Genomic DNA, 23315 nt, shown 5'->3' with positions numbered 1-23315 from the left:
ACCTTATTTTATGATGATGTTTTTCTTGTCGTTTAATAATTGTAGCATTTCTCTACGTAATTTTAATAGGTAAGCATCCAGTTCTTTTTCTGTAGTAATGGTAGAAATGCCTTTTGTTACATAATAGGTTGCAGATTCTGCTGCTTTATCTCCTTTAGCAACGGGTGTCGCTTTTATGATTTTTTCTAGCTCGCTAGCCTTAAAATTAGTTACTTCTAAAAACTTGTTTTTTAAGCCAGACAATGAGGTTAAGTTTTTAATTCCTCCTAAAGTGTATTCTTTATCGCTATACACATTTTTAGCCACTTTGCGTTTACCTGCTTCGTCTTCTAATTCTTTAAAAACTGCTTCATAAGCCTTTACCGTTTTATCCTTTAGCTCTTTAATTTTAGAAGTGATGGCATTTTCTAATTCCTCATGTGCTTTTACTATATGCCTGAAGGCTGTTCTTGGATCTTCTAAGGTGAAAAAGTCGTTTATCTTCTTTACTTTTTCTAAATCCACTTCGGCTAAGAGTTTAAAATTATCATTATTAACACTTACAAAAGATTTAATTTCTGTGTATTTGGTTAATCTGTTAGCTGCGAAATCTTCTATGGCTTTCGCTTTATCAACAAGTTCTTTTAACTGCTCTTGATCTTCAGTAATGCTGCGAAATAGTTTTTTAAGATCTGCAATGTGAATGAACTGATTCAATTCCTTTTTTACTTTCGTAAAGCAAGCTCCAAAAGCATATTTACTATAATTAGATTCTAAACTAGAAAAGTTTTGCTCTCTTTTAGTTAGGATATGTTGAAGCGTATCGAATAATTTATTCTGATCTGTTTTTATCTGATCGCCAGTTAAGGTTTCATTAAATATATTCTTATAAGCTAATAGTACATTGTCTAGTGTTTCCTGATCTATTTCCTCACTAGAAACGACTTCGCAAGAGGTTCTTTCTGCTGTAGACACTGCTTTGTTTATAAAGTCAACTCGGTTATAGCGTTCTTTACCCTTATACTTGAACTCTCGTTTCTTTTTCTTTTCTAAACGTACCAAAACATCTAATAAAGCTTCAAAGCGCCATCCGAAAGGTTCTTTTTCAAAGTGTTTAATTAAATCATAAACCGTAATTTGATCGTTGTTCAACGAAATAAAATCGTTAACCATTTGCTCTGCAGGCTCTAATGTTTCCATTAATATTTGATTGTCTGCTACAGATTTCTTTAATTCTTGTTGGTTACGTGCATAGCCGTTAGATAACTCGTGATATTTATAAATACCTTTTAAGTGTGCTTCTATTACATTAGAAAAACGATCTGCAGGTGTACTTCCGTTTATTTCGCTGCTTTCTATAATAGTGTTTTGAGACACAAAGCGAGTTTCAGCTAAATTAGATTTTAAACTTTCTATAATTTTCTTACCAAGCTGATTATTTCGTGTTCTAAAGTTGTCGTTCGTGCTAGCTCTACTACCTGATCCTCCAGAAGGGCTATTTAGAAAATAATCATTGGTTTTACAATACCATTCAAATTCCTTTTTAAGTGTTTCATCTTTAGTAAACCACTCGTTAACGGCAACAACAATTTCTTTTTTATTAATATCTAAAGCTTTCTGTTCTAGCGGTGTATTATCTCTAAGTAAAACGGTAATATCAAAATCTCCGTTTCTAAAAATTTCTTTTCCTTCTATAGAATACCCTACCCTAAAATCGTTCTGACCAAAAGAAACTTTTGGTGCTACATTTATTAAAGGTCTTAATAGAGTGTCAAAAGTAGTATAACGTATGTCCATGCCAATAACGCGACTACTTATTAGTTTTTGCACATCCATTTCATCTTCATTAAAGAAAAAGTAACTTCCTTTTTCTTCTCGAATAATACTTTCTTCAGATAAACGCGTTAGGACTTTAGTAATTTCTTTTTGAAGTTCCTTTTTGTTTTGATCTAAAGCATCCATTAACAATACCCCTAAATTTTCAATATTGGAAGGGAAGGTTTGGCGTTGGTTTTCTAACAAATTAGAAATCATAAACAACACTTTTACTACACGTTGGGCAAAGGCATCGTTTTTAACATAAGATAATTCTAATGCATTCTGAATAGCTTTATAACCTCTCTGTGTTAAATTGGTTTCTAATGATTTGTTATAAAACGCATCAAAAGGCATAAACCCACCTACTGCATCATCAGCATGTTCTTTGGCTGTATAATGTGTAATTCCTAATATTGAGCGTTCGTTATCTTTTACTTGCTTAATTACAAATTGTAATTGCTGAAAAGCTTCGAAAACGTGCGCAATCAATTTAAATTGATAGGGTACAAAAGGATACCCAATGATAAATTCATCCTCAGATTTATAGCCTTTATATAAATCATGATTTATTTTAAACTGATTATCTATATAATCTTTATTGTCATGGTACAAATTGGTTAAATATTCTGTACCCTTACTGTTTTTATCTAATACTCTACGTTGCGTAATGTAAGAGGCATCGTTACTTTGTAATGAAATACGCGTATCAAAACGCCCTAAGATTTTACCAAATTCGTCTTGTACATCTGTTACGCCATCTGCGCCTATAGAAACTTCATCCAAGGTTTGTTGTGCTGTACAAGCAATCCAAACTTGGTTGTTACAATCGTTACTAACACGCTCTATAATATTTTGAAAATTTAATAGAATTTCTTTGTTAGTTCCTACATACTGAGACACCTCATCTACTAAAAACAACAAACGGTAGTTTGCATCTTTTCCTTTTAAAAATTCTTGTAGTTCAGGGATCAATGTAGCACTTATACCAACTTTAAAATTTTCTGGATTAGACAATTTAGCATGTAATGATACTTTATCTAATTCTGGAATAAACTGTTTCGCAATTTCTAATATATCGTCTAATTGAAAAGCAGCAGCATCGGCTGCATCCGTTGCCCAATTGAAGCCAGTTTCTTCTTCTACTTTTATTTTGAAATCTTCAAAAACACCTTTTTTATCTAATTGTTTTTCTAATAAAACGGCAAGAGGAATATCATTTGAATTATACCCTCTAAATTTATTGAACATATGCAAGAAGATACGAGTAAGACGTTCTTGGCTTCCATCATCGGTTTCATCCTCCACATTAAACATAATGTTGTCTGAATTCGAACCTTGTGCTTTTTTCTTTAACAATCTTAGATTACTAACGGTAATATCTTGGTTATTGCCAGCATCCATGGCGTCATACTCATTTTCTACAGCCTTTTCAAAAGCCTCAAAAGCAACTTCTGTTGTATCTACATCTAATAAATAATGGACATACTTAATAAAATGCGATTTACCCGAACCATAATAACCATTAATCCAAATACCAGATTTACCCGATTTTTTATTTAAAACGGTATCTACAATGAGATATAATTTTTCGATTAATTCTTTGGTAAAAACATACTCCTTTATTTCTGCTTTAATAGTCTCTTTATCCTTATTGCTTACTACAACTGCAGGATTAATATCTCTACTAATATCTCTAGCGTAAATGTCTTTTAATAGCATTGGTTCTTATTCGTTTATTAGTTTAATAGCTCTATATAAATTTTCATCTTTTAATAATCCAAAAAGGGAATAATACTCTTTGGCTTCTCCAGGATAAAACATTATGAGTTTATATCCTTTTACATACTTTTCAAAATTGTTAAAAAAGCGACTTGCTCTTATGTATGGAAACGCATTTCCAAAACCTTTTATAAACACATAAGATCTTTGAAAAGAATCGTCAATTTTTAAATGTGCTTGTATTTTATTATTTAAAAACTCTAAAAACCGAGTATCATACGCATCTTTAAATAAAGATTTATTTACAGCTTCTGGCTTTTTGTTTTCGTGTGCATTATAAAAATCGAACTTATTAGATTTGGCAAATTTTTCTTGTTTTAAATACATGATAAATTCTTCGTAAATATCTAAAACAATAACATCTAAATAATTTGTGGGACGATGTAATCGATTTTTAATATCTAATATTTCCGCATCTATTTGATATTCATTTTCTGCATTATACATATACATATATGCAGGGAAAAATAAATTTCCTGTTTCGTAATCCTTAAAATCATCATTTGCTAAATGTGTATATAATTCTGCTATTGTCATCTATTACTTTTTATATAAAACAGGCATCCAAAAACCAAACTTCATCGTTCTCTTTAAAATAGGCCCAAAAGGTTTGATTAATATTTATAGGTTTATGCAATTTTTCATTATTGTATAAACCCGCATCTTTTATAGCTGTTCGATATTGTGTGTTAATCTTTCTAATGGTTGTTTCAGACCAACTCTCTACATCTACTGATGATGAAGACAATTCATCTAATCGCATTTGCACATCGTATTCTGTTAATAACAATCCTAGTTTTTGCTTTTGAACAGTTACTTGAAAATGCAAATCAAATACAATGGGATAGGTTTTTAGACAAACAAATAACAATGCTAATTTTGATTCTGACTCATTTAAGTCTTGAAAAAAGCTCCAAAAACCAGAAGACATCACTTTATGCCGTCTTATAATTTCTGAAACAATTCTTTTTCTTGCTGATAAAGTTGTTATTGCAAGAATCTTGTTCTCTTCAATATCATTCTTAACTATTTCTTCAAAATCTTCTTCAAGCAAATAGGGCTTGAGGTTAGAAAACTCATTAAAGAATATTCCACCTGCCGTAAAGTTTGCGTCGTATTTTTGCTTATTTGGCATTTATTTTTTTTGTAATAGATTTTATTTAATGACTTTATTACTAAATTATTTCAATCTTTAAACAAAGATCAAATTTAATCATGCAACACATCTGCATATTAATAATTATTATTTATTTTTTTTATTCTACATACCATTTGTTCTCTGATATTTAATGGCGATAAAACAACTAAATCTTCCCCGAAAGATAATAGTAATTGATACAATTCATTATTAGGTATCACTTCTATACTAATTGTACGCCCATCTAAATCTGTTTTGTCCACCTTCTGAGATCCATGCAAAGGTTTCGTCAACACATAGTTTATGCGCTTTTCAGAAAATTTTAAATGAATTTTTTCTAACTTCCCTTCTTCTGGTTTTGTCACACCAATGATATCATCGAAATAATCCAGCCAATTAATAGTACTAGGCGCAAAACTATTATTTAGTTCTTCAATACTATTTATTCTATCTAAAGGGTAATTAGAAATTGTTTTATATTCTTCATTAAAACAAAACAAAAACCAACGGTTATTATATTGTTTGACATGATACGGAGAAATTTTTACATTAAACTGCGGTTTTCCGTAGGGTTCGTAATTAATTTGTATCTGCTTACGTTTTAATATTAGATTAAACAGTGTTCCGATATGCTCTCGTCCTTTTAAATCTAGATTCTCTTGATAACTAATAATACCATTATCACCGCTTTCTACAAGTTTAAATGACTGTTCCATTCTGGGTATTAATTCTTCTAACCAATTAAATTCTGCACGGTGTTTATACCTTGATAGAATAGCTATGGTTGTTTCCAATTGTTCAACGTCATTTATATTAAGTGGGTGGTTTGCTATAGAAAATGTTTTATCTAAATAGCGGAATACTTTCTTGCGACCTATCTTAAGCTCTTCATTTAATTCAATAGCCCAGCCTAGATCAGACTTCATATGATCTATATCATATTGTAACTGGCGAAGTTGGATACCTTCAGTGCCTAATTCCATTAATATTTTATTAATTTCGGAGAGTAAATCGTCATAAGTATACAGTCGAAGAAAGTTACTAAAACACCGATCTAAAATAGTATATCGAATTTGAGCATGTCTGTTGGTAGCCATTAATATAGTTTCAAAAAAATATGGATGATTAAGCTTTTCTAGGGGATTTTAAAAATAAGCAAATGAATAAATGTATGCTTGTTTTATTTTGTAAAATTCTCTTATTTTTTTAGAGAATTAAAATATGGATAATTTAGTTGAAAAAATATCACTCTGTAAACTTTGAAAAGTTAATAATGTTAGATAAAATTAATACTAGAAAAGCTTTATATGAAATTGCCTGGAGAAAACCAATAAGTCGAATAGTAGAGGAATATGGTGTTACTTATAGAGATTTCAAAAAACTGTGTGATGATAACCAAATTCCATTACCTGAAAATGGTTATTGGTCTAAACTAAAGTTTGGAAAGCCTGTAGTGAGGGTAGAATTGCCTATTGGAATTAGTGAGAATATAAAGATAGAATTAAGAGTTAGTAAACAGGCAAAAGAAATTCAAAATGTAAAATCTAAATTTAAAAATCCAAGGCAGATACATCCGCTAGTAGTAAAGACTAAAAAATATTTAATCAATACTAATTCCTACAGAGCTTCTGTATTTCAAGCGCAACATCCCAAAAATTTAGAAATACTACCAATACAAACAGACAGTAAACTTCAAAAAAGAGCTTTATCTTTTATGAATTTATTGCTATCACATATGGAAGAAAGAGGTATGTCTATTGTATTTGAATATCAAGGTTGTTACGCAGAATTATACAATCAAACCATAAAAATAAATCTAAGGCAGAAATATCACAGAGTAAAAATATTGGACGAACTGAGTTGGCCGTACCAAGAATATGTAAAGTCTGAAAAATTAGAATTTCAAATAGGATCCCATGCACCTAAAAATTGGCTTGACACAAATAGACGGATAATAGAAGAACGTATTCCCGAAATATTGGATAACGTAGAAGAAAATTTAACCTACTGGCGAGATATTAGAAAACAACAAGCTATAGACGAAGAGAAAAGGAGAATACTAGAAGAGAAAGAAAAAGATATTGCTCGTGAAAAAGCTTTAGAACAGGAGAAAAAGACGGAGCTTTTTATAAATGCTAAGAATTGGAAAAAAGCAAAGAATTTGCGGAAATATATAAAGAGAGTGGAGGAGAAGGAGAGTGTAAATAACCAATTTGATGCTAAGACTATCGAATGGATTAATTGGGCGAATGAAAAAGCAGATGAAATAGATCCGTTAACTTAGTACAATATAGATAATAAGGGCTTTCTTTAAAAAAAGATTTTTCTGCAAATTTTCTGCAAATGCTAAAAACAAAAAAGCTTCCAATCTCTTGGAAGCTTTGATTTTAGTGGTGACCTCGACTGGATTCAAACCAGTAACCTCTTGAGCCGTAATCAAGTGCGCTATTCAGTTGCGCCACGAGGCCATTTTTTCACCCTTAACGGGCTGCAAATATATTTCTTTTTAGCGTTACCACAAAATAAGAACTCGTAAAAAAGTCGGAATTTAAAAAGTATATATTCCGCATTCATAACTTTTTAAATCAAGCCATTGTTTTTAAAGGGGTTACAACTTTATTTTGCAATTCATAAATATTGGATAATACTGAAATTGAGTAGAATTTTTTAAAAAATTGTAGAGAATTAGATCAAATTATTAGTTTTTAAAACCACATATTCAGCTTTTAAACACTATTGGCGACTAGATTAAATACACTAATTGTGCTTATTTTCAATTTAGAAGAATTACTTTTTAATGTTTTCAGAGCAGTATGCAGATGGTAATTTAGAATCTGAACTTTGAAAATGTATCCAGTTCATAGTTTACCTTATGATATTATAATGATATTAAAGCGAACGGCTAAGGCATTGCTAGAGCAAACACATAATGATTAAAGGATTAAATTTTCTAATATAATTCTTTGTGTAACAGAAAATTACAGTGGAGCATAAGCAACATCGTTAAGAGCAAATTAATCCAAAGCGTTCGTGGTAACGTAATAACGCCAGCCAACGAGGGCTAATTGAAATTTTGAAGCTTTGGCTAAATCCAATCTCTTTTTGGTAAATGAAGGAAGAATTAAAGTATTCATTTTTGCTAAAATTTTGAATATAGATTTCTTCATTTTCTAATCTTTACGCAAATATAACTGTAAAATTTAATAATAAAGACTGTCTAAGGTGACAGTCTTTTGTAAATATAGGCCTATATGATTTTTTCTTATGCAAGAGTCATGATCAGTGACAGCATCATTAATACTAATAGTTTAGCGAGAATAATCATAGTTGAAAGTTTTAAAGGTTATAAATAGTTTATAATTGATTGTTTGATGAATATATATAATAGTAATACTATTAACCAAATACACGTGTTCGATTTATTAAAAGTGCATATGATTTTAGTGTTTTTTTAATGTATTTTGTTTTAATATGTAATACTGTTTACTGTATTGTTGTTGTAATTTGATATTATAATTTTATAAATTGTTATAATTTGCAACAATTGTAGCGATGTTTTTACTGTTAGTTGATAAACCAAGGCGGATTCGATTTCTTCGTGATGAATTTTATGAGGTTTCATTTGGAGCGAAACATTTTTTACTTTTTTTTTGAGTGGTAATAGAGGTGTTAAAAAAATGATATTTATCATTATTTCAAGAATATTCATCTCATAATTTTGTGTCATAATAATATTAAAATTAGAGATGATGCGAAAGTTAATGTTAAGTGTATTGATAGGGATTCTTTTTTCTGTCATGGTAAGAGGGCAAGAAGATAATAGGACTTCTAAGCAGGATTATAGTACATGGCAAGTGCGTTTAAGAGGTGTAGCAATTATTCCGTCAGAAAGTGCGGATATAGAGGTAATTGGTGGTGATGTAGATATTTCTACTGCGTTTATACCTGAATTAGATTTTACGTATTTTTTTACGAAACATATTGCGGCAGAGCTCATATTAGGTACCTCCAATCATGATGTAAAAGCAACGGATACCTCTGTTGGGACCATTAATTTAGGAGATGTATGGTTGTTGCCACCTACATTAACGATGCAATATCACTTTACAGGTGGTGATTTTAAGCCCTACGTTGGTGCGGGTGTAAATTACACCATTTTTTATGGTGTAGATGAAAGTGATGTCGTAGACCATGTAGATTATGAGAATAGTGTTGGTGTAGCTTTCCAAGCGGGATTTGATTATTATTTAGATGATGCATGGTTTATAAACCTAGATGTAAAAAAAATAGTCATAAAAACAGATGCGACTATTGACGCTACTACTGCTTTGGGCGCAACAGTTGGTGCAGATGTGGATATTAACCCCTTAGCAATTGGTTTTGGTCTTGGGTATAGATTTTAATGTTCTTAAAAATTAAGTAATAAAAGAGGCTTCTTGTAAAGGAGGCCTCTTTTATGGTTTAAAATTAATATGGTTTAAACAGTATTAAAAAATTAGTACTTCCTTTATATTTGCCAAAAACATAAGAATGCAAAATATACTTTTTATCATTGGCGGTTTGGTTCTTTTAATTTTTGGAGGTAGTTGGCTTCTGAAGGCAGCAGTAGCCTTATCACTTCGGTTAAATATCCCTAAAATTGTAATTGGGATGACCGTAGTTTCTTTTGCAACTTCAGCACCTGAACTTATCGTAAGTATAAAAGCGGCCTTAGATGGCTTCCCTGATTTGGCCTTAGGGAATGTGGTGGGGTCTAATATTGCAAATTTAGGGCTAGTTCTTGGGGTAACTATAGTACTGGGGTCTATTGATGTTAAAAAGAGTTTTTACACCACAGACTGGCCAGTGATGATCATTGCTTCCTTGTTGTTTTTTGGGTTTATTTACTTTGATCATGAAATTCAGCGTTATGAAGGTATTGTAATGGTGGTTTTTCTATTTGCTTTTTTAATTTATCTATTGCGTTTCCAAAAACCAGCAGTTGAAGATGAAAAGCCTGAGGACGATGTTTTATTGCCAAACTATAAAACGGTTCTGTTTTTAGTTTTAGGAGGTGTTGCCTTGTGGGGAGGTTCGGAGTTATTAATTACAGGAGCTGTTGGCTTGGCAGAGTTTTACAAAGTAAGCGAACGTGTGATAGCGGTAACAGTGGTTTCTATTGGCACGAGTATTCCCGAGTTAGCGGCGTCTATTATAGCTATAATAAAAAAAGAGAAAGCAATTTCTTTAGGAAACCTAATTGGATCTAATATCTTTAATCTATTAGCAGTATTAGGGATAACGGCTATAATAACACCAATTAAAGCTAAAGATTTAGGGCTTTTAGATAACGATATTTTCTGGATGTTAGGCATATCATTCTTGTTATTGCCGCTGGTCTTTTTTCCAAAGCGAATGCATTTAGGGAAATGGGAAGGAATAGTTTTGTTACTTAGTTATGTCACATTTGTTTACTTTACACTATAAATATAGGCATACTTTAAATTGAAATAAGAGAATAAAAAAAGAGCTGTTGAAAAATCAACAGCTCTTTTTGTGTATAAAAATAATAGTATAATTTAAACCTTAGCGGTTTTTACAGTTTTGATAATTCTAGCTGCAATTTTGTATGGATCACCATTTGATGCAGGACGTCTATCTTCTAACCATCCTTTGTATCCTTTTTGCACAGCAATTAATGGAATACGAATAGAAGCACCTCTATCAGAAACACCCCAAGAGAAATCATTGATGGAAGCAGTTTCGTGTAAACCAGTTAAACGTTGGTCGTTAAACTCACCGTAAACAGCAATATGTTCTTTTACAAATGGTCTGAAAGCTTCACAAATTGTAGCATAAACTTCTTTACTTCCACACGTTCTTAATAAAGTGTTAGAGAAGTTAGCATGCATACCAGAACCATTCCAGTCCATATCTTTTCCTAATGGTTTTGGGTGGTAATCTATATAGTAACCATATTTTTCTGTCAAACGATCTAATAGGTATCTAGAGATCCATATTTCGTCACCAGCTTTTTTAGCGCCTTTAGCAAACAATTGGTATTCCCATTGTCCAGAAGCAACTTCTTGGTTGATCCCTTCAAAGTTTAAACCAGCTTCAATACATAAATCAGCATGCTCTTCAACCAAACCTCTACCGTGAGTATTTTTACCACCAACAGAACAATAGTACATTCCTTGTGGAGCAGGGTAACCACCAATAGGGAAACCTAAAGGTAATTGCGTTTTAGTATCCATGATAAAATATTCTTGTTCAAAACCAAACCAGAAATCAGAATCTTCATCGTCAATAGTTGCTCTTCCGTTTGAAACATGTGGTGTCCCATCAGGATTCATAACTTCGGTCATAACTAAGTAACCATTAATTCTGTCTGGATCTGGATAAATTGCAACTGGAACTAATAAACAATCAGAAGATCCGCCTACAGCTTGTCTCGTAGATGATCCGTCAAAAGACCAGTTACCGATTTCTTCAATTGTACCTTGAAAGTCTTCATGCTCTTCAACTTTTGTCTTGCTTCGCATGTTTTGTGTTGGAAAGTACCCATCTAACCAGATGTATTCTAATTTAATTTTGGCCATAATATTAACTAATTATAATTCTTTATAGATTCCAACAAAAATAATTTTTTTTAGCTTTACTTCTAGTTTTTTAGGGGGTAAATGTCGAAATATTCATTATAATTCGGTGAAGGTGTATTTTTTTTGGGGTATTTTATATTTAATTTAATTTTTTACTGATTAAATTATTAAATCGTTAATTTTGCAAGCAATATAATATGGGGTATAATTTATGTCTAAAATAAGATTAGAAGCTATTTCTAAAAGTCAAGACCGTGAACGCATTCCAATAGATGAAAAGGGGAGGCGTTCAGAAATTTTCGGGGTAAATGTTTTTAATGAAGAGCGCATGCTTCAGTATTTAACAAAAGATGCTCTAGAAAGTGTACAGAGTGCTATTTTTTCAGGATCGAAGATTGACCGGAAAATAGCAGATCAAGTCGCGGAATCTATGAAATCTTGGGCTATTACAATGGGGGCTACGCATTATACGCATTGGTTTCAGCCTTTAACAGGAGCAACAGCAGAAAAGCATGATGCTTTTTTTGATTTATTGCCCGATGGTCGTGCTTTAGAAAAATTTGGAGGCGGACAATTGGTGCAACAGGAGCCAGATGCATCTAGTTTTCCAAGCGGTGGAATTAGAAACACTTTTGAAGCTAGAGGATATACAGCATGGGATCCTACATCGGCAGCATTCATTTATGGGACCACATTGTGTATTCCAACCATATTTGTATCCTATACAGGAGAAGCTTTAGATAATAAGGCTCCTTTATTAAGAGCGTTAAGTGCTATAGATGAGGCGGCAACCGCCGTTGCTAAATATTTTGATAAAAATGTATCTAAAGTAAATGCAACACTCGGTTGGGAACAAGAATATTTTTTATTAGACAAAGCATTAGCTGTTTCTAGGCCAGATATCGTGATGACAGGTAGAACCTTAATTGGACATCAAGCAGCGAAAGGGCAACAATTAGACGATCATTATTTTGGGGTAATTCCGGATCGTGTATTGAGCTTTATGAGCGATTTAGAAAAAGAATGTACAAAACTAGGTATTCCTGTAAAAACCAGACATAATGAGGTGGCACCAAATCAGTTTGAGCTTGCTCCGGTTTTTGAAGAGGCTAATCTGGCGGTAGATCATAACTTATTGCTTATGGATGTTATGGATAAAATTGCCGATAAGCATCATTTTAAAGTGTTGTTTCATGAAAAGCCATTTGCGGGTATAAACGGATCTGGAAAGCATAATAATTGGTCTTTAGCAACGGATACAGGGGTAAACTTATTAAGTCCTGGTTCTACGCCAATGAAAAACCTGCAATTCTTAACCTTTTTCATCAATACAATTAAAGCGGTAGACACGTATGAGGAATTATTAAGAGCGTCTATAGCTTCTGCGAGTAATGATCATAGGTTGGGTGCTAACGAAGCGCCGCCAGCTATATTTTCTATATTTGTAGGTACGCAATTGAGTAATGTTTTAGATGAGCTAGAAGGGGTTTCCCATGGCAAATTATCTCCAGAAGAAAAAACAGAGCTCAAATTAAATGTTGTGGGTAAAATTCCGGAAATCCTTTTGGATAATACGGATAGAAATAGAACATCGCCTTTTGCATTTACGGGGAATAAATTTGAAATGCGTGGCGTAGGAGCTAAGACCAATTGTGCTAAGCCAATGACAGTTTTAAATACTATTGTAGCAAAACAATTAATAGATTTTAAGAAAGAAGTTGATGCTCTTATTGATAAAAAGAGCCTTAAAAAAGATGAGGCTGTTTTTAATGTTTTAAGAGAATACATAAAGACTTCAAAGCGGATTCGTTTTGATGGTGATGGGTATAGTGAGGAATGGGAGAAAGAAGCAGAACGTAGAAAATTAAGTAATAATAAGAATACCCCATCTGCACTTCAGGTTTTAACCTCTAAGGAGAGTTTAGAATTATTCCGGACCATGAAGGTGATGAGTGAAGTAGAAATTTCTGCCCGAAAAGAAGTAGAATTGGAAACATACATTTTTCAACTGCAAATAGAAGGAAGAATGTATAATGAACTGGTGTATAGTTATATCATCCCTGCAGCGGTTACCTATCAGAATGAATTGATTAAAAATGTGATGGGTTTAAAAGACATTTATGGCGCAGCACACAAAAAATTAACAGATGGGCAGCTATCACTTATAGAGCAAATAGCAGAGCATATTGCGGATGTTAAAAAGCAGTCAGATCTAATGACTGATGCACGTAGAAGCGCTAACCGTTTAAAGGATATTAATAAAAAAGCTTTTGCATATTGTGATACGGTAAAACCGTATTTTAATAAGATTCGTTTGCATTGTGATAAACTAGAAAGTTTAATGGATAACAAACTTTGGCCGTTAACGAAATATAGAGAACTATTATTTCAAAAATAATATCACATTTTTTTTAACTAAAAGCACTCAAATAGGAGTGCTTTTTTTTATGATTCCACTATTTTTGTCGAAAATCAACATTCATGAGTTCATCAAACAGCGAAAGGTATAATAAAAGAGGTGTTTCAGCATCAAAGGAAGATGTGCATAATGCTATAAAAAATATAGATAAAGGATTGTTTCCAAAAGCATTCTGTAAAATTGTACCGGATTATTTAACGAATGATGATGAATATTGTTTGGTAATGCATGCAGATGGAGCGGGTACAAAATCTTCATTAGCATATATGTACTGGAAAGAAACTGGAGATCTATCGGTTTGGAAAGGTATTGCTCAAGATGCCTTAATTATGAATATTGATGACTTAATCTGTGTAGGGGCTACGGATAACATTATGTTGTCTTCTACCATAGGGAGAAATAAGAATAAAATTCCGGGTGAAGTATTGTCTGCAATCATTAATGGTACAGAAGAACTTATTTCAGATTTAAAAAAACATGGAGTAATTATACATTCTACAGGTGGTGAAACTGCTGATGTAGGAGATTTAGTGCGGACTATTATTGTGGATTCTACAGTTACAGCGCGACTTAAAAAAAGTGAAGTAATAGATAATGCAAATATAAAAGCAGGCGATGTAATTGTAGGTTTAGAATCTTTTGGTCAGGCCAATTACGAAACGGAATACAACGGAGGAATGGGAAGTAACGGATTAACTTCCGCGCGTCATGATGTGTTTTCAAAATACTTGGCAGATAAATATCCAGAAAGTTACGATGCAGAAGTGCCTGAAGATTTAGTGTATTCTGGAAAGGTGAAGTTAACAGATGCTGTTAAAGATGCTCCTTTAGATGCAGGGAAGTTGGTATTGTCACCAACACGTACATATGCTCCAATAGTGAAAAAAGTTTTAGAGAAATATACTAGCCAAGATATTCACGGAATGGTACACTGCAGTGGTGGAGCCCAAACTAAGATTCTTCATTTTATTGATAACCTTCATATTATAAAAGATAACCTTTTTGAAGTACCACCATTATTCAACCTAATACAAGAGCAATCTAAAACCGATTGGAAAGAAATGTACCAGGTTTTTAATTGTGGCCATCGTTTAGAGTTTTATGTAAATGAAGCCGTTGCGCTAGATTTAATTCAGATAGCCGATTCTTTTGGTGTGCGTGGGAGAATTGTAGGTAGAGTAGAGGAGAGTGCAACAAAAAAATTGACGATAAAAAGTAAAAACGGAACTTTTGAGTACTAATACATACGATTAGAAGTAGTTTTTCGTTGTGTCATTAAACGGAATAGTATTATGGAAAGAAAAGCATTTTTAAAAACACTTGGGGCTGGAGCAGCTTTTGCACTAACATTCTCTTGTTTACACGGTTGTTCTTCTGATAGTGAAAGTGAGGAGCAAGTTTCAGAAGAAGAGGGAGAGGTGCCAATAGGTGTTGACCCTGAAGAAGAGGAGCCAACAAGTGTTGATATTACGGTAGATTTAAATGCGAGTACTTCGTCTAATCTTCAAAGTAATGGAGGATTTATTTTTGTAAAATCGAAAGAGAAATTTACAGAGACCGATATTATCATTGTTAGAAATTTAGAAGGAGAATTAGTTGCAGCAAGTAAATATTGTAGCCATGAGAATAATCCCAACATCTCATTTGTAAGTGACAATGATGGTATTTACGAATGCGATGTCCATGGATCGAGATTTGCTCAAGATGGTACTCCTTTAAATTCTATAACTAGCAATCCTCTCAAGGTTTACCAAACAGAAGTTTTAGCGGATGATATGTTGCGTATTTTTGAGGCGTAATATTTTTGAATTATGAAAAAGTTATTTTTTCTAAGTATATTTTTTTGTGTAGTGGTGGTCAATGCCCAAAACTGGCAGAAATCTTTTGCAGACGCACAAGCGCTTTCAAAGAAAAATAATCAACCTATTGTGTTGGTTTTTGCAGGGTCAGATTGGTGTGCTCCGTGTATAAAGTTAGACCGTGATATCTGGCAGTCAGAGGAGTTTAAAAAATATGCAGAAAAGCATTATGTATTGTATAAAGCAGATTTTCCGCGTCGTAAAACCAATAAGCTTGCACCAGAATTAGAAAATCAGCATAAAATATTAGCGGATAAATACAACGCTAAGGGATATTTTCCGCTTATTGTGGTTTTAAATGATAAAGGTGAAAATTTAGGCGAAACAGGGTACAAAAAAGTGAGTCCAAATGAGTATATTTCGGTCTTAAATGAATTTTTAGATTGAAAAACATCCCCCTATATTTTCTAATATTCTTTTCGATATTAGGGAATAGTCAAGAAAAGAAATATGTAACACTGGCAAAAACCATGAAGCTTATGGGCTCTCGGTTTGACATTACTATCGTTGCGGAATCAGAAACAGAAGCGCAAAAAAATATTGATGATGCTGTTGCCGAGATTAGTAGGGTAGAAAAAATTATTTCTTCTTGGGATGAAAATTCCGAAACTTCAGAGATAAATAGAAATGCAGGAATAAAGCCTGTTAAAGTGAGTTCAGAATTATTTAGTTTAATAGAGCGAGCAATTAAAATTTCTGAAATTACGGATGGAGCATTTGATATTTCATATGCTTCCATGGATAAAGTTTGGAAGTTTGATGGTACAATGAGGCATGCACCCACAACAAAACAAATTACTTCATCCATAGCTAAAGTAGGCTATAAAAACATCTTATTAGATAAACAGAATTCAACAGTCTTTTTAAAGAAAGAAGGTATGAAAATAGGTTTTGGAGCACTAGGTAAAGGGTATGCGGCAGATAAGGCAAAAGCATTAATGCTATCAAAAAAAGTGTTTGCAGGTGTAATAAATGCTTCAGGAGATTTAACTACTTGGGGAAGGCAGGCTACAGGAGAAAAATGGATTGTAGGTATAAGTAATCCATTAGATAAGGAAAAGGTATTTTCATGGATGCCTTTAGATGAGTCTTCAATTGCAACTTCAGGAAATTATGAAAAATATGTTGTAATAAATAGTGAGAAACATTCTCATATAATAGACCCAAGAACGGGGTATCCATCAAAAGGCATTAATAGTGTTTCTGTTTTTTCTAAAAGTGCAGAATTGTGTGATGCTTTAGCTACCGCTGTTTTTATAATGGGGATAGATACGGGTATTTCACTAATTAATCAATTGAAAGATACCGAGGTAATTGTAGTAGATTCTCAGAATAAAATTTATAAAAGCAATGGTATTAAATTTGATAATCCGTAATTTTAAAATTATGAGAAAGGGTATAGTGTTATGTATTCTAGTACTTAGTGCAACGTCTTGTGTGGCGGTAAAAGAATATGATAAGGTTTATTTAAATGATGAAGAAATGGCTTTGTCCGCAAAAAGCATAGAGCAGTTTGAAACTAATTTTCAAATTTATCGTGAAGCAGCTGCGGGTGCTAATGGCGGTAAATCTGGTGGTGGTTGCGGTTGTAACTAAATAAAGGATTTAAATTTTAAAAAGTATAATGCAAAAAATAATAACCATCATTTTAGTTTTTCTTGGTTTGGCACTTCAGGCACAAGAGACCTCTTATAAAAAACGTGTTTTAGAAACAACAGAAGTAGATGCTTTGTTTAGTTATTACAGTCAAGATGGTTCTCATGCTGCAGTTTCTGGAGGAGAGGGTTCTGAAGAATTGACAGATGTGACGACTACAATTGTTGTTCGGTTGCCAATAAATGATGATGATGTGTTAACCGTAGATGTAGGTATTTCTGCATATTCATCCGCATCTTCAAGTAATATTAATCCATTAGACGGTAGTGTAAACGAACGTGTAAGTCCTTATATAGCTTCTTCGGGTGCATCACAATCTGATGTTTTAGCGCATATTAATCCTACTTACCAACACAGTTCAGATGATCGAAATAAAATTTGGACAGCAAATGCATATTTATCTTCGGAGTATGATTATTTCTCTGTGGGTCTTGGAGGAGGATATGCACAACTCTTTAATGAGAAAAACACAGAAATATCTGCGAGTGCTAAGGTTTATTTTGATGCTTGGAACCCGCAATACCCTATAGAATTAAGTAATGGTTTTTTTGATGACCGGGTAACGGGGAATGGCACTTATACTCCTAGTTTTACAGCATTTGAATCAGAAACTCGAAACTCATACTCTTTATCATTGGGCTTGTCTCAAATAGTAAGTAAGCGCATGCAAGGTTCCATTTTTTTAGATTTAGTAGCTCAACAAGGTTTGTTGAGTACGCCTTTTCAGCGGGTGTATTTTGCGGATAAAGAAGATTTCTTTATTGAAGATTTTCAATTAGCAGATAATGTAGAACAATTACCGGATACACGCTTTAAAATTCCAATAGGAGGGCGTTTAAATTACTTTATCAATGATTATTTGATTTTAAGAAGCTATTATCGTTTTTATACAGATGATTGGGGGGTAACATCGCATACGGCTAGTATTGAGTTGCCAATTAAGATAAGTAGCTTGTTTACAGTATATCCAACATACCGCTATTATACTCAGACTGCTGCAGATTATTTTTATGTAAAAGAGGCTGCGGTATCTAATTTAGATTACTATACCTCAGATTATGATTTGTCTGAATTTAATGCCCATCAATATGGAATAGGAATTCGGTATAAAGATATTTTCACCAATGCTAAATTGCTGAAATTTGGACTAAAAACCATCGATTTACGTTTTAGTAATTACGATCGGAGTGATGGCTTAAATTCTTATATTTTTACGTTTGGAACTACTTTTGTAAGATAATTTTATTTTTTTTTTTGCTTCATCGATACTTTAAAAAGGACATTTATTTGATAATTATTTTTTAAATTGATGGTATCGAAAAATTAAGATATGTTTAAATGTGCAAATTTATTGTAATTTCGCACAAAATGTTAGCACGGTCATGTTAGATAAGTTAAATATAGTAAAACAACGTTTTGATGAGGTGTCAGATTTGATTATTCAACCTGATGTAATTTCTGATCAAAAACGATATGTTGAGTTAAACAAAGAATATAAAGATCTTAAGAGCTTAGTAGATAAGCGCGATATATACATAGAGTTCACCAATAATATTGAGGAAGCGCAAGAAATTATTTCTGACGGAAGTGACGCAGAAATGGTAGAAATGGCCAAAATGCAGTTAGAAGAAGCTAAAGTTGGTTTGCCTAAATTAGAAGAAGAGATAAAAGTTCTTTTAATACCAAAGGATCCTGAAGATTCTAAAAACGTTGTAGTTGAGGTTAGAGCAGGTACAGGTGGTGATGAAGCCAGTATATTTGCAGGAGATTTATTTAGAATGTATACCAAATACTGTGAATCTAAGGGTTGGAAAACTAACGTGATAGATTTAAGTGAAGGTACTAGTGGTGGTTACAAAGAAATTCAATTTGAGGTTACTGGTGATAATGTGTATGGTACCTTAAAATTTGAAGCAGGGGTACACCGAGTACAGCGTGTTCCTCAAACAGAAACACAAGGACGTGTGCATACTAGTGCAGCTACAGTAATGGTTTTGCCAGAAGCGGAAGATTTTGATGTTCAAATTGAACCAAAAGATGTTCGTATAGATTTTTTCTGTTCTTCAGGACCAGGGGGACAATCGGTGAATACTACCTATTCTGCAGTACGTTTAACACATATTCCATCTGGATTGGTAGCACAGTGTCAAGATCAGAAATCACAGCATAAGAATAAGGAAAAAGCTTTTAAAGTATTGCGTTCTCGTTTATATGACCAAGAATTGGCAAAGAAGCAAGAAGAAGATGCTGCAAAACGTAATTCTCAAGTAAGTAGTGGTGACCGTTCTGCAAAAATTAGAACCTACAACTACTCTCAAGGTAGAGTTACGGATCATAGAATAGGACTTACTTTATATGATTTGCAAAATATTATGAATGGGGACATTCAAAGAATTATAGACGAATTAAGTCTTGTTGAAAATACTGAAAAACTAAAAGAAGCTTCAGAAATTTTTTAGAAATGACCACAGAACATTTAGTAGCACAGATTCATAAAAAACAATCATTTTTGTGTGTTGGGTTAGACGTAGATTTAGCCAAGATTCCAGCACATTTGTTAAAAGAAGAAGATCCAATTTTTGCTTTCAATAAAGCAATTATTGATGCTACTCATGAATTTTGTGTTGCATATAAGCCTAATACCGCATTTTATGAAGCGTATGGCATTAAAGGTTGGAAAGCTTTAGAAAAGACAATCGGTTATTTAAACGACAAATATCCTGACATATTTACCATTGCAGATGCTAAACGAGGCGATATCGGGAATACTTCTACGATGTATGCAAAGGCATTCTTAGAAGATTTAGGCTTTGATTCTGTCACGGTAGCCCCTTATATGGGTAAAGATTCCGTAGAGCCGTTCTTGGCCTTTAAGGACAAGCACACGATTTTGTTGGCTTTAACATCTAATGAAGGAGCTTTTGATTTTCAAACCAAACAAATAGATGGTAAGCCACTTTATGAACAGGTTTTAGAAACGTCTAAAACGTACGAAAACGCACAAAATTTAATGTATGTGGTTGGTGCGACTAAGGCAAGCTTTTTAACAGAGATACGACAAATTGTTCCTGATAGTTTTTTATTAGTACCGGGGGTAGGAGCACAAGGAGGTAGCCTATCTGAAGTTTGTAGCTATGGAATGACGGCAGAGGTTGGTTTGCTGGTAAACTCTTCCAGAGGGATTATCTATGCTTCAAAGGATGAAGATTTTGCGCAAGCGGCAAAACAGCAAGCGAAAGAGCTCCAAAAACAAATGCAGCTTGAATTAGAAAAAAAGTTCTAATTAAAATTCGTTTAATAGCTTTTCTAATTTTAGCGCCTTAGACTCAAAAAAATCGCCCAATTTTGTGTTAGCATATTGGATATTGCTCGCTTTTTCAATAAAATTTTGATACAGATATTCTAATGTTGTAATAGAATATTCGTCTTTATTTAATGCTTTAACTGCACCTACTTTACAGTATTGATTATTCATAGTTTCTCTCGTTATTTTCATTATATCAAATATACGTTGAAAAGTAGGTTGTGGATGTTTACTATTCGTTATATGTAGCTAAAAATCAGGTGTTTTGTATCGTCATTTATATTTTATCGGTAAATGATTCTCTAAATTAATGAAGATTTTAAATAAACTTAGTTTTTAGCCGTTATACTGATAATTCTTTCTATTGAAAAAATTAAGTACATTTACAAAAAAAGAACCGATTGCTAAGTTATACCAAGCACAAACATAAAACTTCTACAAAATGGGTGACTTTTGTTCATGGAGCAGGAGGGAGCTCAACCATTTGGTTTAAGCAAGTGCGTGAATTTAGAAAACATTTTAATGTTTTACTTTTAGATTTAAGAGGGCACGGAAATTCAAAAGTGCATTTAAAAGATGCTTTTAGTGATAAATATACTTTTGACTTTATTACCGATGATATTTTACATGTTATAGACCATGAGAAAATAGAGAAATCTCATTTTGTGGGTATCTCATTGGGTACTATTTTAATTAGAAATTTAGCAGAAAAGTATCCTAATCGTGTAGAGAGCATGATTATGGGAGGGGCAATCATGAAATTGAATCTAAGATCACAGGTTTTAATACGCTTAGGTGTTATTTTTAAATCGGTTGTGCCGTATTTATGGCTGTATAAGTTTTTCGCCTTCATAATTATGCCAAATAAGAACCATAAAGAGTCTAGGTCCTTATTTGTTAGAGAAGCGAAGAAATTATACCAGAAAGAGTTCATACGTTGGTTTAAGCTCACCTCAGAGATTAATCCGCTTTTACGTTTCTTTAGAATGGTAGATATTAAAATACCTACGTTGTATGTAATGGGAAGAGAAGACTACTTGTTTTTACCTTCTATAGAAAAGATAGTAGCTTCGCATGATAACTCAGAATTATTTGTTGTTGAAAAATGCGGTCATGTGGTTAACGTAGAACAACCTTTAATTTTTAATGATACCGTAATTGGGTATTTGAATAAGATTTAATCTCCTATTATTAAGCGAGTAGGCTTTTTTTTTGTAAACATAAGATTTAAAACAAGAAAAACAGCCATGATATTAAATCATGGCTGTTTTTTTATTGATGGTATTTATTGGGCCTAATTATAACCTTACTAAATTTTTATTGATCCCACCATATTTTTGAAGAGTTATTGTCTGTTGCAGGAACTAAGCTCTGAACTCCACTTGCATACGATGATGGATTTAAACTAAATTCATCAGTAGGGTAAATATATCTTCTTGGTATTACTCCACTATTAAGATAGTCTGTTGCAGGAACTAGTGTAGGATATTCAGTTCTTCTCCATTCAGACCAAGCATCAAAACCACTTGGGAATAAAGAGACCCATTTTTCTTCAGCAATCACCTGAGTTGCTCCAATAGTTGACATATCGACAACCCTTGCTGCGCTATAAGCAGTTGACTCAGTACTAATTGAGGTTCCATAATGGTCATCTAGAGTGGCATAGGATTGTTGTATGCCTAATGCTAAGAGTGAAGCTGAATTTTCAGAGGTCCAACCTAAATTAGCAGCATCAGCTCTGTTAAGATAAGTATATGATGAAGTCATCAATTGTAAAGGAGCAGTCAAATTCCAAATTAAAGAAGACATTCCAGTTTTTCCCACTCCTGAACCATCAGAATAACCATAAGCGACTCCGTCTAAAGTTGGACTCTTAGCAAAAACTTCAATTCTAGAATCATATGAAGAATTTGAGGTAGTGCCTAGACCTTTTAAAGCATTTGTAAATTCTAAAGATAGAAAATAATCAGTTGTTCTTTGAGCAGACCATGGGTTGTTAAAGTTTTCATCGTAATAAAACCAAGCTTCATCACTTATTTCTTCGATAACCCCAGCTGCATCATTTAATGCACCATTAAATTCAATTGCAGCATATTCTGATGCATTTGGGTATTTCTTTGATAATTGCAATGACAATTGAAGAATTAAAGAGTTGGCTAATTTTTTCCACTTTGTCACATCACCATCATAAATTATATCTCCAGTTGGACCAACACCAGTTTCATCTATCATATCACGAGACTCTTTCAAAGTTGAAATCATACCTTCGTAAATATCATTTTGTGAGTCGTAAGCAGGAGTCAAATTGTCAATATCGGCCAATGCTTCAGAATACGGGATGTCACCGTATGTATCTGTAAGTCTCTTAAAAATTATAGTTTGAAAAATTTGGGCTACCGCAATTTGATTTTCTGGATCTCCTTCATTTAAGAAAGTAATTGTGTGATTTTCCTCGTCTAAATTAAGATCGATTACCAATTGTAAATTAGATAATGTCTGTACGTAATAACTGTACCAATCTGCAGCAGATTCACTATACAACATTTCATCTGTATAGGTTACTTGAGATTGATATTGTACATAAAGAGTAGGTCTTGTTAAGTAATTTCTGCCGGTTAAGGTAGAGTAGCGTGACATGGCTGCTGCTAGTAAAGAAGCTGCATCGGCTTCACTTGCGCCATTTGGGTTTTCATTAGTATCTCCGAAATCTACATTTTCACAAGAGAAAAGAGTAAATATCAGACTAAATGCTATATATATTATTTTTTTCATCAGTCAATTA

At 33.0% G+C, this 23315-nt stretch carries 21 protein-coding genes and 1 tRNA gene; 13 read left to right on the top strand and 9 right to left on the bottom strand.

Annotated features, from left to right (window positions below):
- Positions 1-3: 3 nt before the first annotated feature.
- The 4 genes from brxC to GQR94_RS02130 form a co-directional block, all read right to left on the bottom strand.
- Positions 4-3516: a BREX system P-loop protein BrxC gene (gene brxC, locus GQR94_RS02145; protein ID WP_158973850.1), complete on the bottom strand. Its 3513-nt coding sequence runs from the start codon at positions 3514-3516 to the stop codon at positions 4-6.
- Between the two features lie 6 nt (positions 3517-3522).
- Positions 3523-4113, bottom strand: a complete 591-nt coding sequence (locus GQR94_RS02140) for a BREX protein BrxB domain-containing protein (RefSeq protein ID WP_158973848.1) — start codon at positions 4111-4113, stop codon at positions 3523-3525.
- Between the two features lie 10 nt (positions 4114-4123).
- Complete coding sequence (locus tag GQR94_RS02135) at positions 4124-4711, bottom strand: BrxA family protein (protein WP_158973847.1); 588 nt, start codon at positions 4709-4711, stop codon at positions 4124-4126.
- A gap of 98 nt (positions 4712-4809) precedes the next feature.
- On the bottom strand, positions 4810-5697 hold the full coding sequence (locus GQR94_RS02130) for a YafY family protein (RefSeq protein WP_158973845.1): 888 nt from the start codon (positions 5695-5697) through the stop codon (positions 4810-4812).
- Positions 5698-5987: 290 nt separating this feature from the next.
- Between GQR94_RS02130 and GQR94_RS22590 the strand changes: the two genes are divergently transcribed.
- Positions 5988-6998 (top strand): hypothetical protein, encoded by a 1011-nt coding sequence (locus GQR94_RS22590; protein ID WP_233268614.1) that lies wholly within the window; start codon positions 5988-5990, stop codon positions 6996-6998.
- Between the two features lie 107 nt (positions 6999-7105).
- Here the strand turns inward: GQR94_RS22590 and GQR94_RS02115 are convergent.
- Together GQR94_RS02115 and GQR94_RS02110 are read right to left on the bottom strand one after the other, a co-directional pair.
- Positions 7106-7182, bottom strand: a tRNA-Arg gene (locus GQR94_RS02115).
- Positions 7183-7728: 546 nt separating this feature from the next.
- Positions 7729-7881, bottom strand: a complete 153-nt coding sequence (locus tag GQR94_RS02110) for an SsrA-binding protein (RefSeq protein ID WP_158973839.1) — start codon at positions 7879-7881, stop codon at positions 7729-7731.
- Positions 7882-8460: 579 nt separating this feature from the next.
- On the opposite strand from GQR94_RS02110, the gene GQR94_RS02105 reads away from it, so the two are divergent.
- Together GQR94_RS02105 and GQR94_RS02100 are read left to right on the top strand one after the other, a co-directional pair.
- A complete protein-coding gene (locus GQR94_RS02105; protein ID WP_370458269.1) occupies positions 8461-9117 on the top strand; it encodes an OmpW family protein in 657 nt (218 codons plus the stop codon).
- Between the two features lie 127 nt (positions 9118-9244).
- Complete coding sequence (locus tag GQR94_RS02100; protein ID WP_158973837.1) at positions 9245-10180, top strand: calcium/sodium antiporter; 936 nt, start codon at positions 9245-9247, stop codon at positions 10178-10180.
- A gap of 92 nt (positions 10181-10272) precedes the next feature.
- On the opposite strand, the gene GQR94_RS02095 is transcribed toward GQR94_RS02100, so the two are convergent.
- Positions 10273-11295, bottom strand: a complete 1023-nt coding sequence (locus GQR94_RS02095) for a glutamine synthetase beta-grasp domain-containing protein (protein ID WP_158973835.1) — start codon at positions 11293-11295, stop codon at positions 10273-10275.
- Positions 11296-11506: 211 nt separating this feature from the next.
- Here GQR94_RS02095 and GQR94_RS02090 point away from each other — a divergent pair, with 211 nt between their 5' ends.
- The 9 genes from GQR94_RS02090 to pyrF all read left to right on the top strand — a co-directional run bounded on the left by GQR94_RS02090 (position 11507) and on the right by pyrF (position 20512).
- Positions 11507-13693, top strand: coding sequence for a glutamine synthetase III (locus tag GQR94_RS02090; RefSeq protein WP_158973833.1), 2187 nt, complete (start codon positions 11507-11509; stop codon positions 13691-13693).
- Positions 13694-13776: 83 nt separating this feature from the next.
- Positions 13777-14955, top strand: a complete 1179-nt coding sequence (locus GQR94_RS02085) for an AIR synthase related protein (RefSeq protein WP_158973831.1) — start codon at positions 13777-13779, stop codon at positions 14953-14955.
- A gap of 51 nt (positions 14956-15006) precedes the next feature.
- Positions 15007-15513 carry a Rieske 2Fe-2S domain-containing protein gene (locus tag GQR94_RS02080; RefSeq protein ID WP_158973829.1) on the top strand — a complete coding sequence of 169 codons (507 nt, stop codon included), beginning with the start codon at positions 15007-15009 and terminating at the stop codon, positions 15511-15513.
- Between the two features lie 12 nt (positions 15514-15525).
- Positions 15526-15960: a thioredoxin family protein gene (locus GQR94_RS02075; RefSeq protein WP_158973827.1), complete on the top strand. Its 435-nt coding sequence runs from the start codon at positions 15526-15528 to the stop codon at positions 15958-15960.
- Positions 15957-16949, top strand: coding sequence for an FAD:protein FMN transferase (locus GQR94_RS02070; RefSeq protein WP_158973825.1), 993 nt, complete (start codon positions 15957-15959; stop codon positions 16947-16949). The genes GQR94_RS02075 and GQR94_RS02070 overlap by 4 nt, the downstream gene beginning before the upstream one ends.
- A gap of 10 nt (positions 16950-16959) precedes the next feature.
- Complete coding sequence (locus tag GQR94_RS02065) at positions 16960-17169, top strand: DUF4266 domain-containing protein (protein WP_158973823.1); 210 nt, start codon at positions 16960-16962, stop codon at positions 17167-17169.
- A 28-nt stretch (positions 17170-17197) separates the two neighbouring features.
- A complete protein-coding gene (locus GQR94_RS02060; RefSeq protein WP_158973822.1) occupies positions 17198-18469 on the top strand; it encodes a DUF3570 domain-containing protein in 1272 nt (423 codons plus the stop codon).
- Between the two features lie 142 nt (positions 18470-18611).
- Complete coding sequence (prfA, locus tag GQR94_RS02055; RefSeq protein WP_158973820.1) at positions 18612-19688, top strand: peptide chain release factor 1; 1077 nt, start codon at positions 18612-18614, stop codon at positions 19686-19688.
- Between the two features lie 2 nt (positions 19689-19690).
- Entirely contained in the window at positions 19691-20512 is an 822-nt protein-coding gene (gene pyrF, locus GQR94_RS02050; RefSeq protein WP_158973818.1) for an orotidine-5'-phosphate decarboxylase, read from the top strand.
- Here the strand turns inward: pyrF and GQR94_RS02045 are convergent, their stop codons facing one another.
- Positions 20513-20725 (bottom strand): hypothetical protein, encoded by a 213-nt coding sequence (locus GQR94_RS02045; protein WP_233268612.1) that lies wholly within the window; start codon positions 20723-20725, stop codon positions 20513-20515.
- 209 nt (positions 20726-20934) lie between these two features.
- On the opposite strand from GQR94_RS02045, the gene GQR94_RS02040 reads away from it, so the two are divergent.
- A complete protein-coding gene (locus GQR94_RS02040; RefSeq protein WP_158973816.1) occupies positions 20935-21714 on the top strand; it encodes an alpha/beta fold hydrolase in 780 nt (259 codons plus the stop codon).
- 136 nt (positions 21715-21850) lie between these two features.
- Here the strand turns inward: GQR94_RS02040 and GQR94_RS02035 are convergent, their stop codons facing one another.
- Positions 21851-23305, bottom strand: coding sequence for a SusD/RagB family nutrient-binding outer membrane lipoprotein (locus tag GQR94_RS02035; protein WP_158973814.1), 1455 nt, complete (start codon positions 23303-23305; stop codon positions 21851-21853).
- Between the last annotated feature and the right edge of the window lie 10 nt (positions 23306-23315).

The sequence above is a fragment of the Cellulophaga sp. L1A9 genome, from assembly GCF_009797025.1.
Classification (GTDB): Bacteria; Bacteroidota; Bacteroidia; order Flavobacteriales; family Flavobacteriaceae; genus Cellulophaga.
This window is presented reverse-complemented; position numbering and strand designations above follow the sequence as displayed.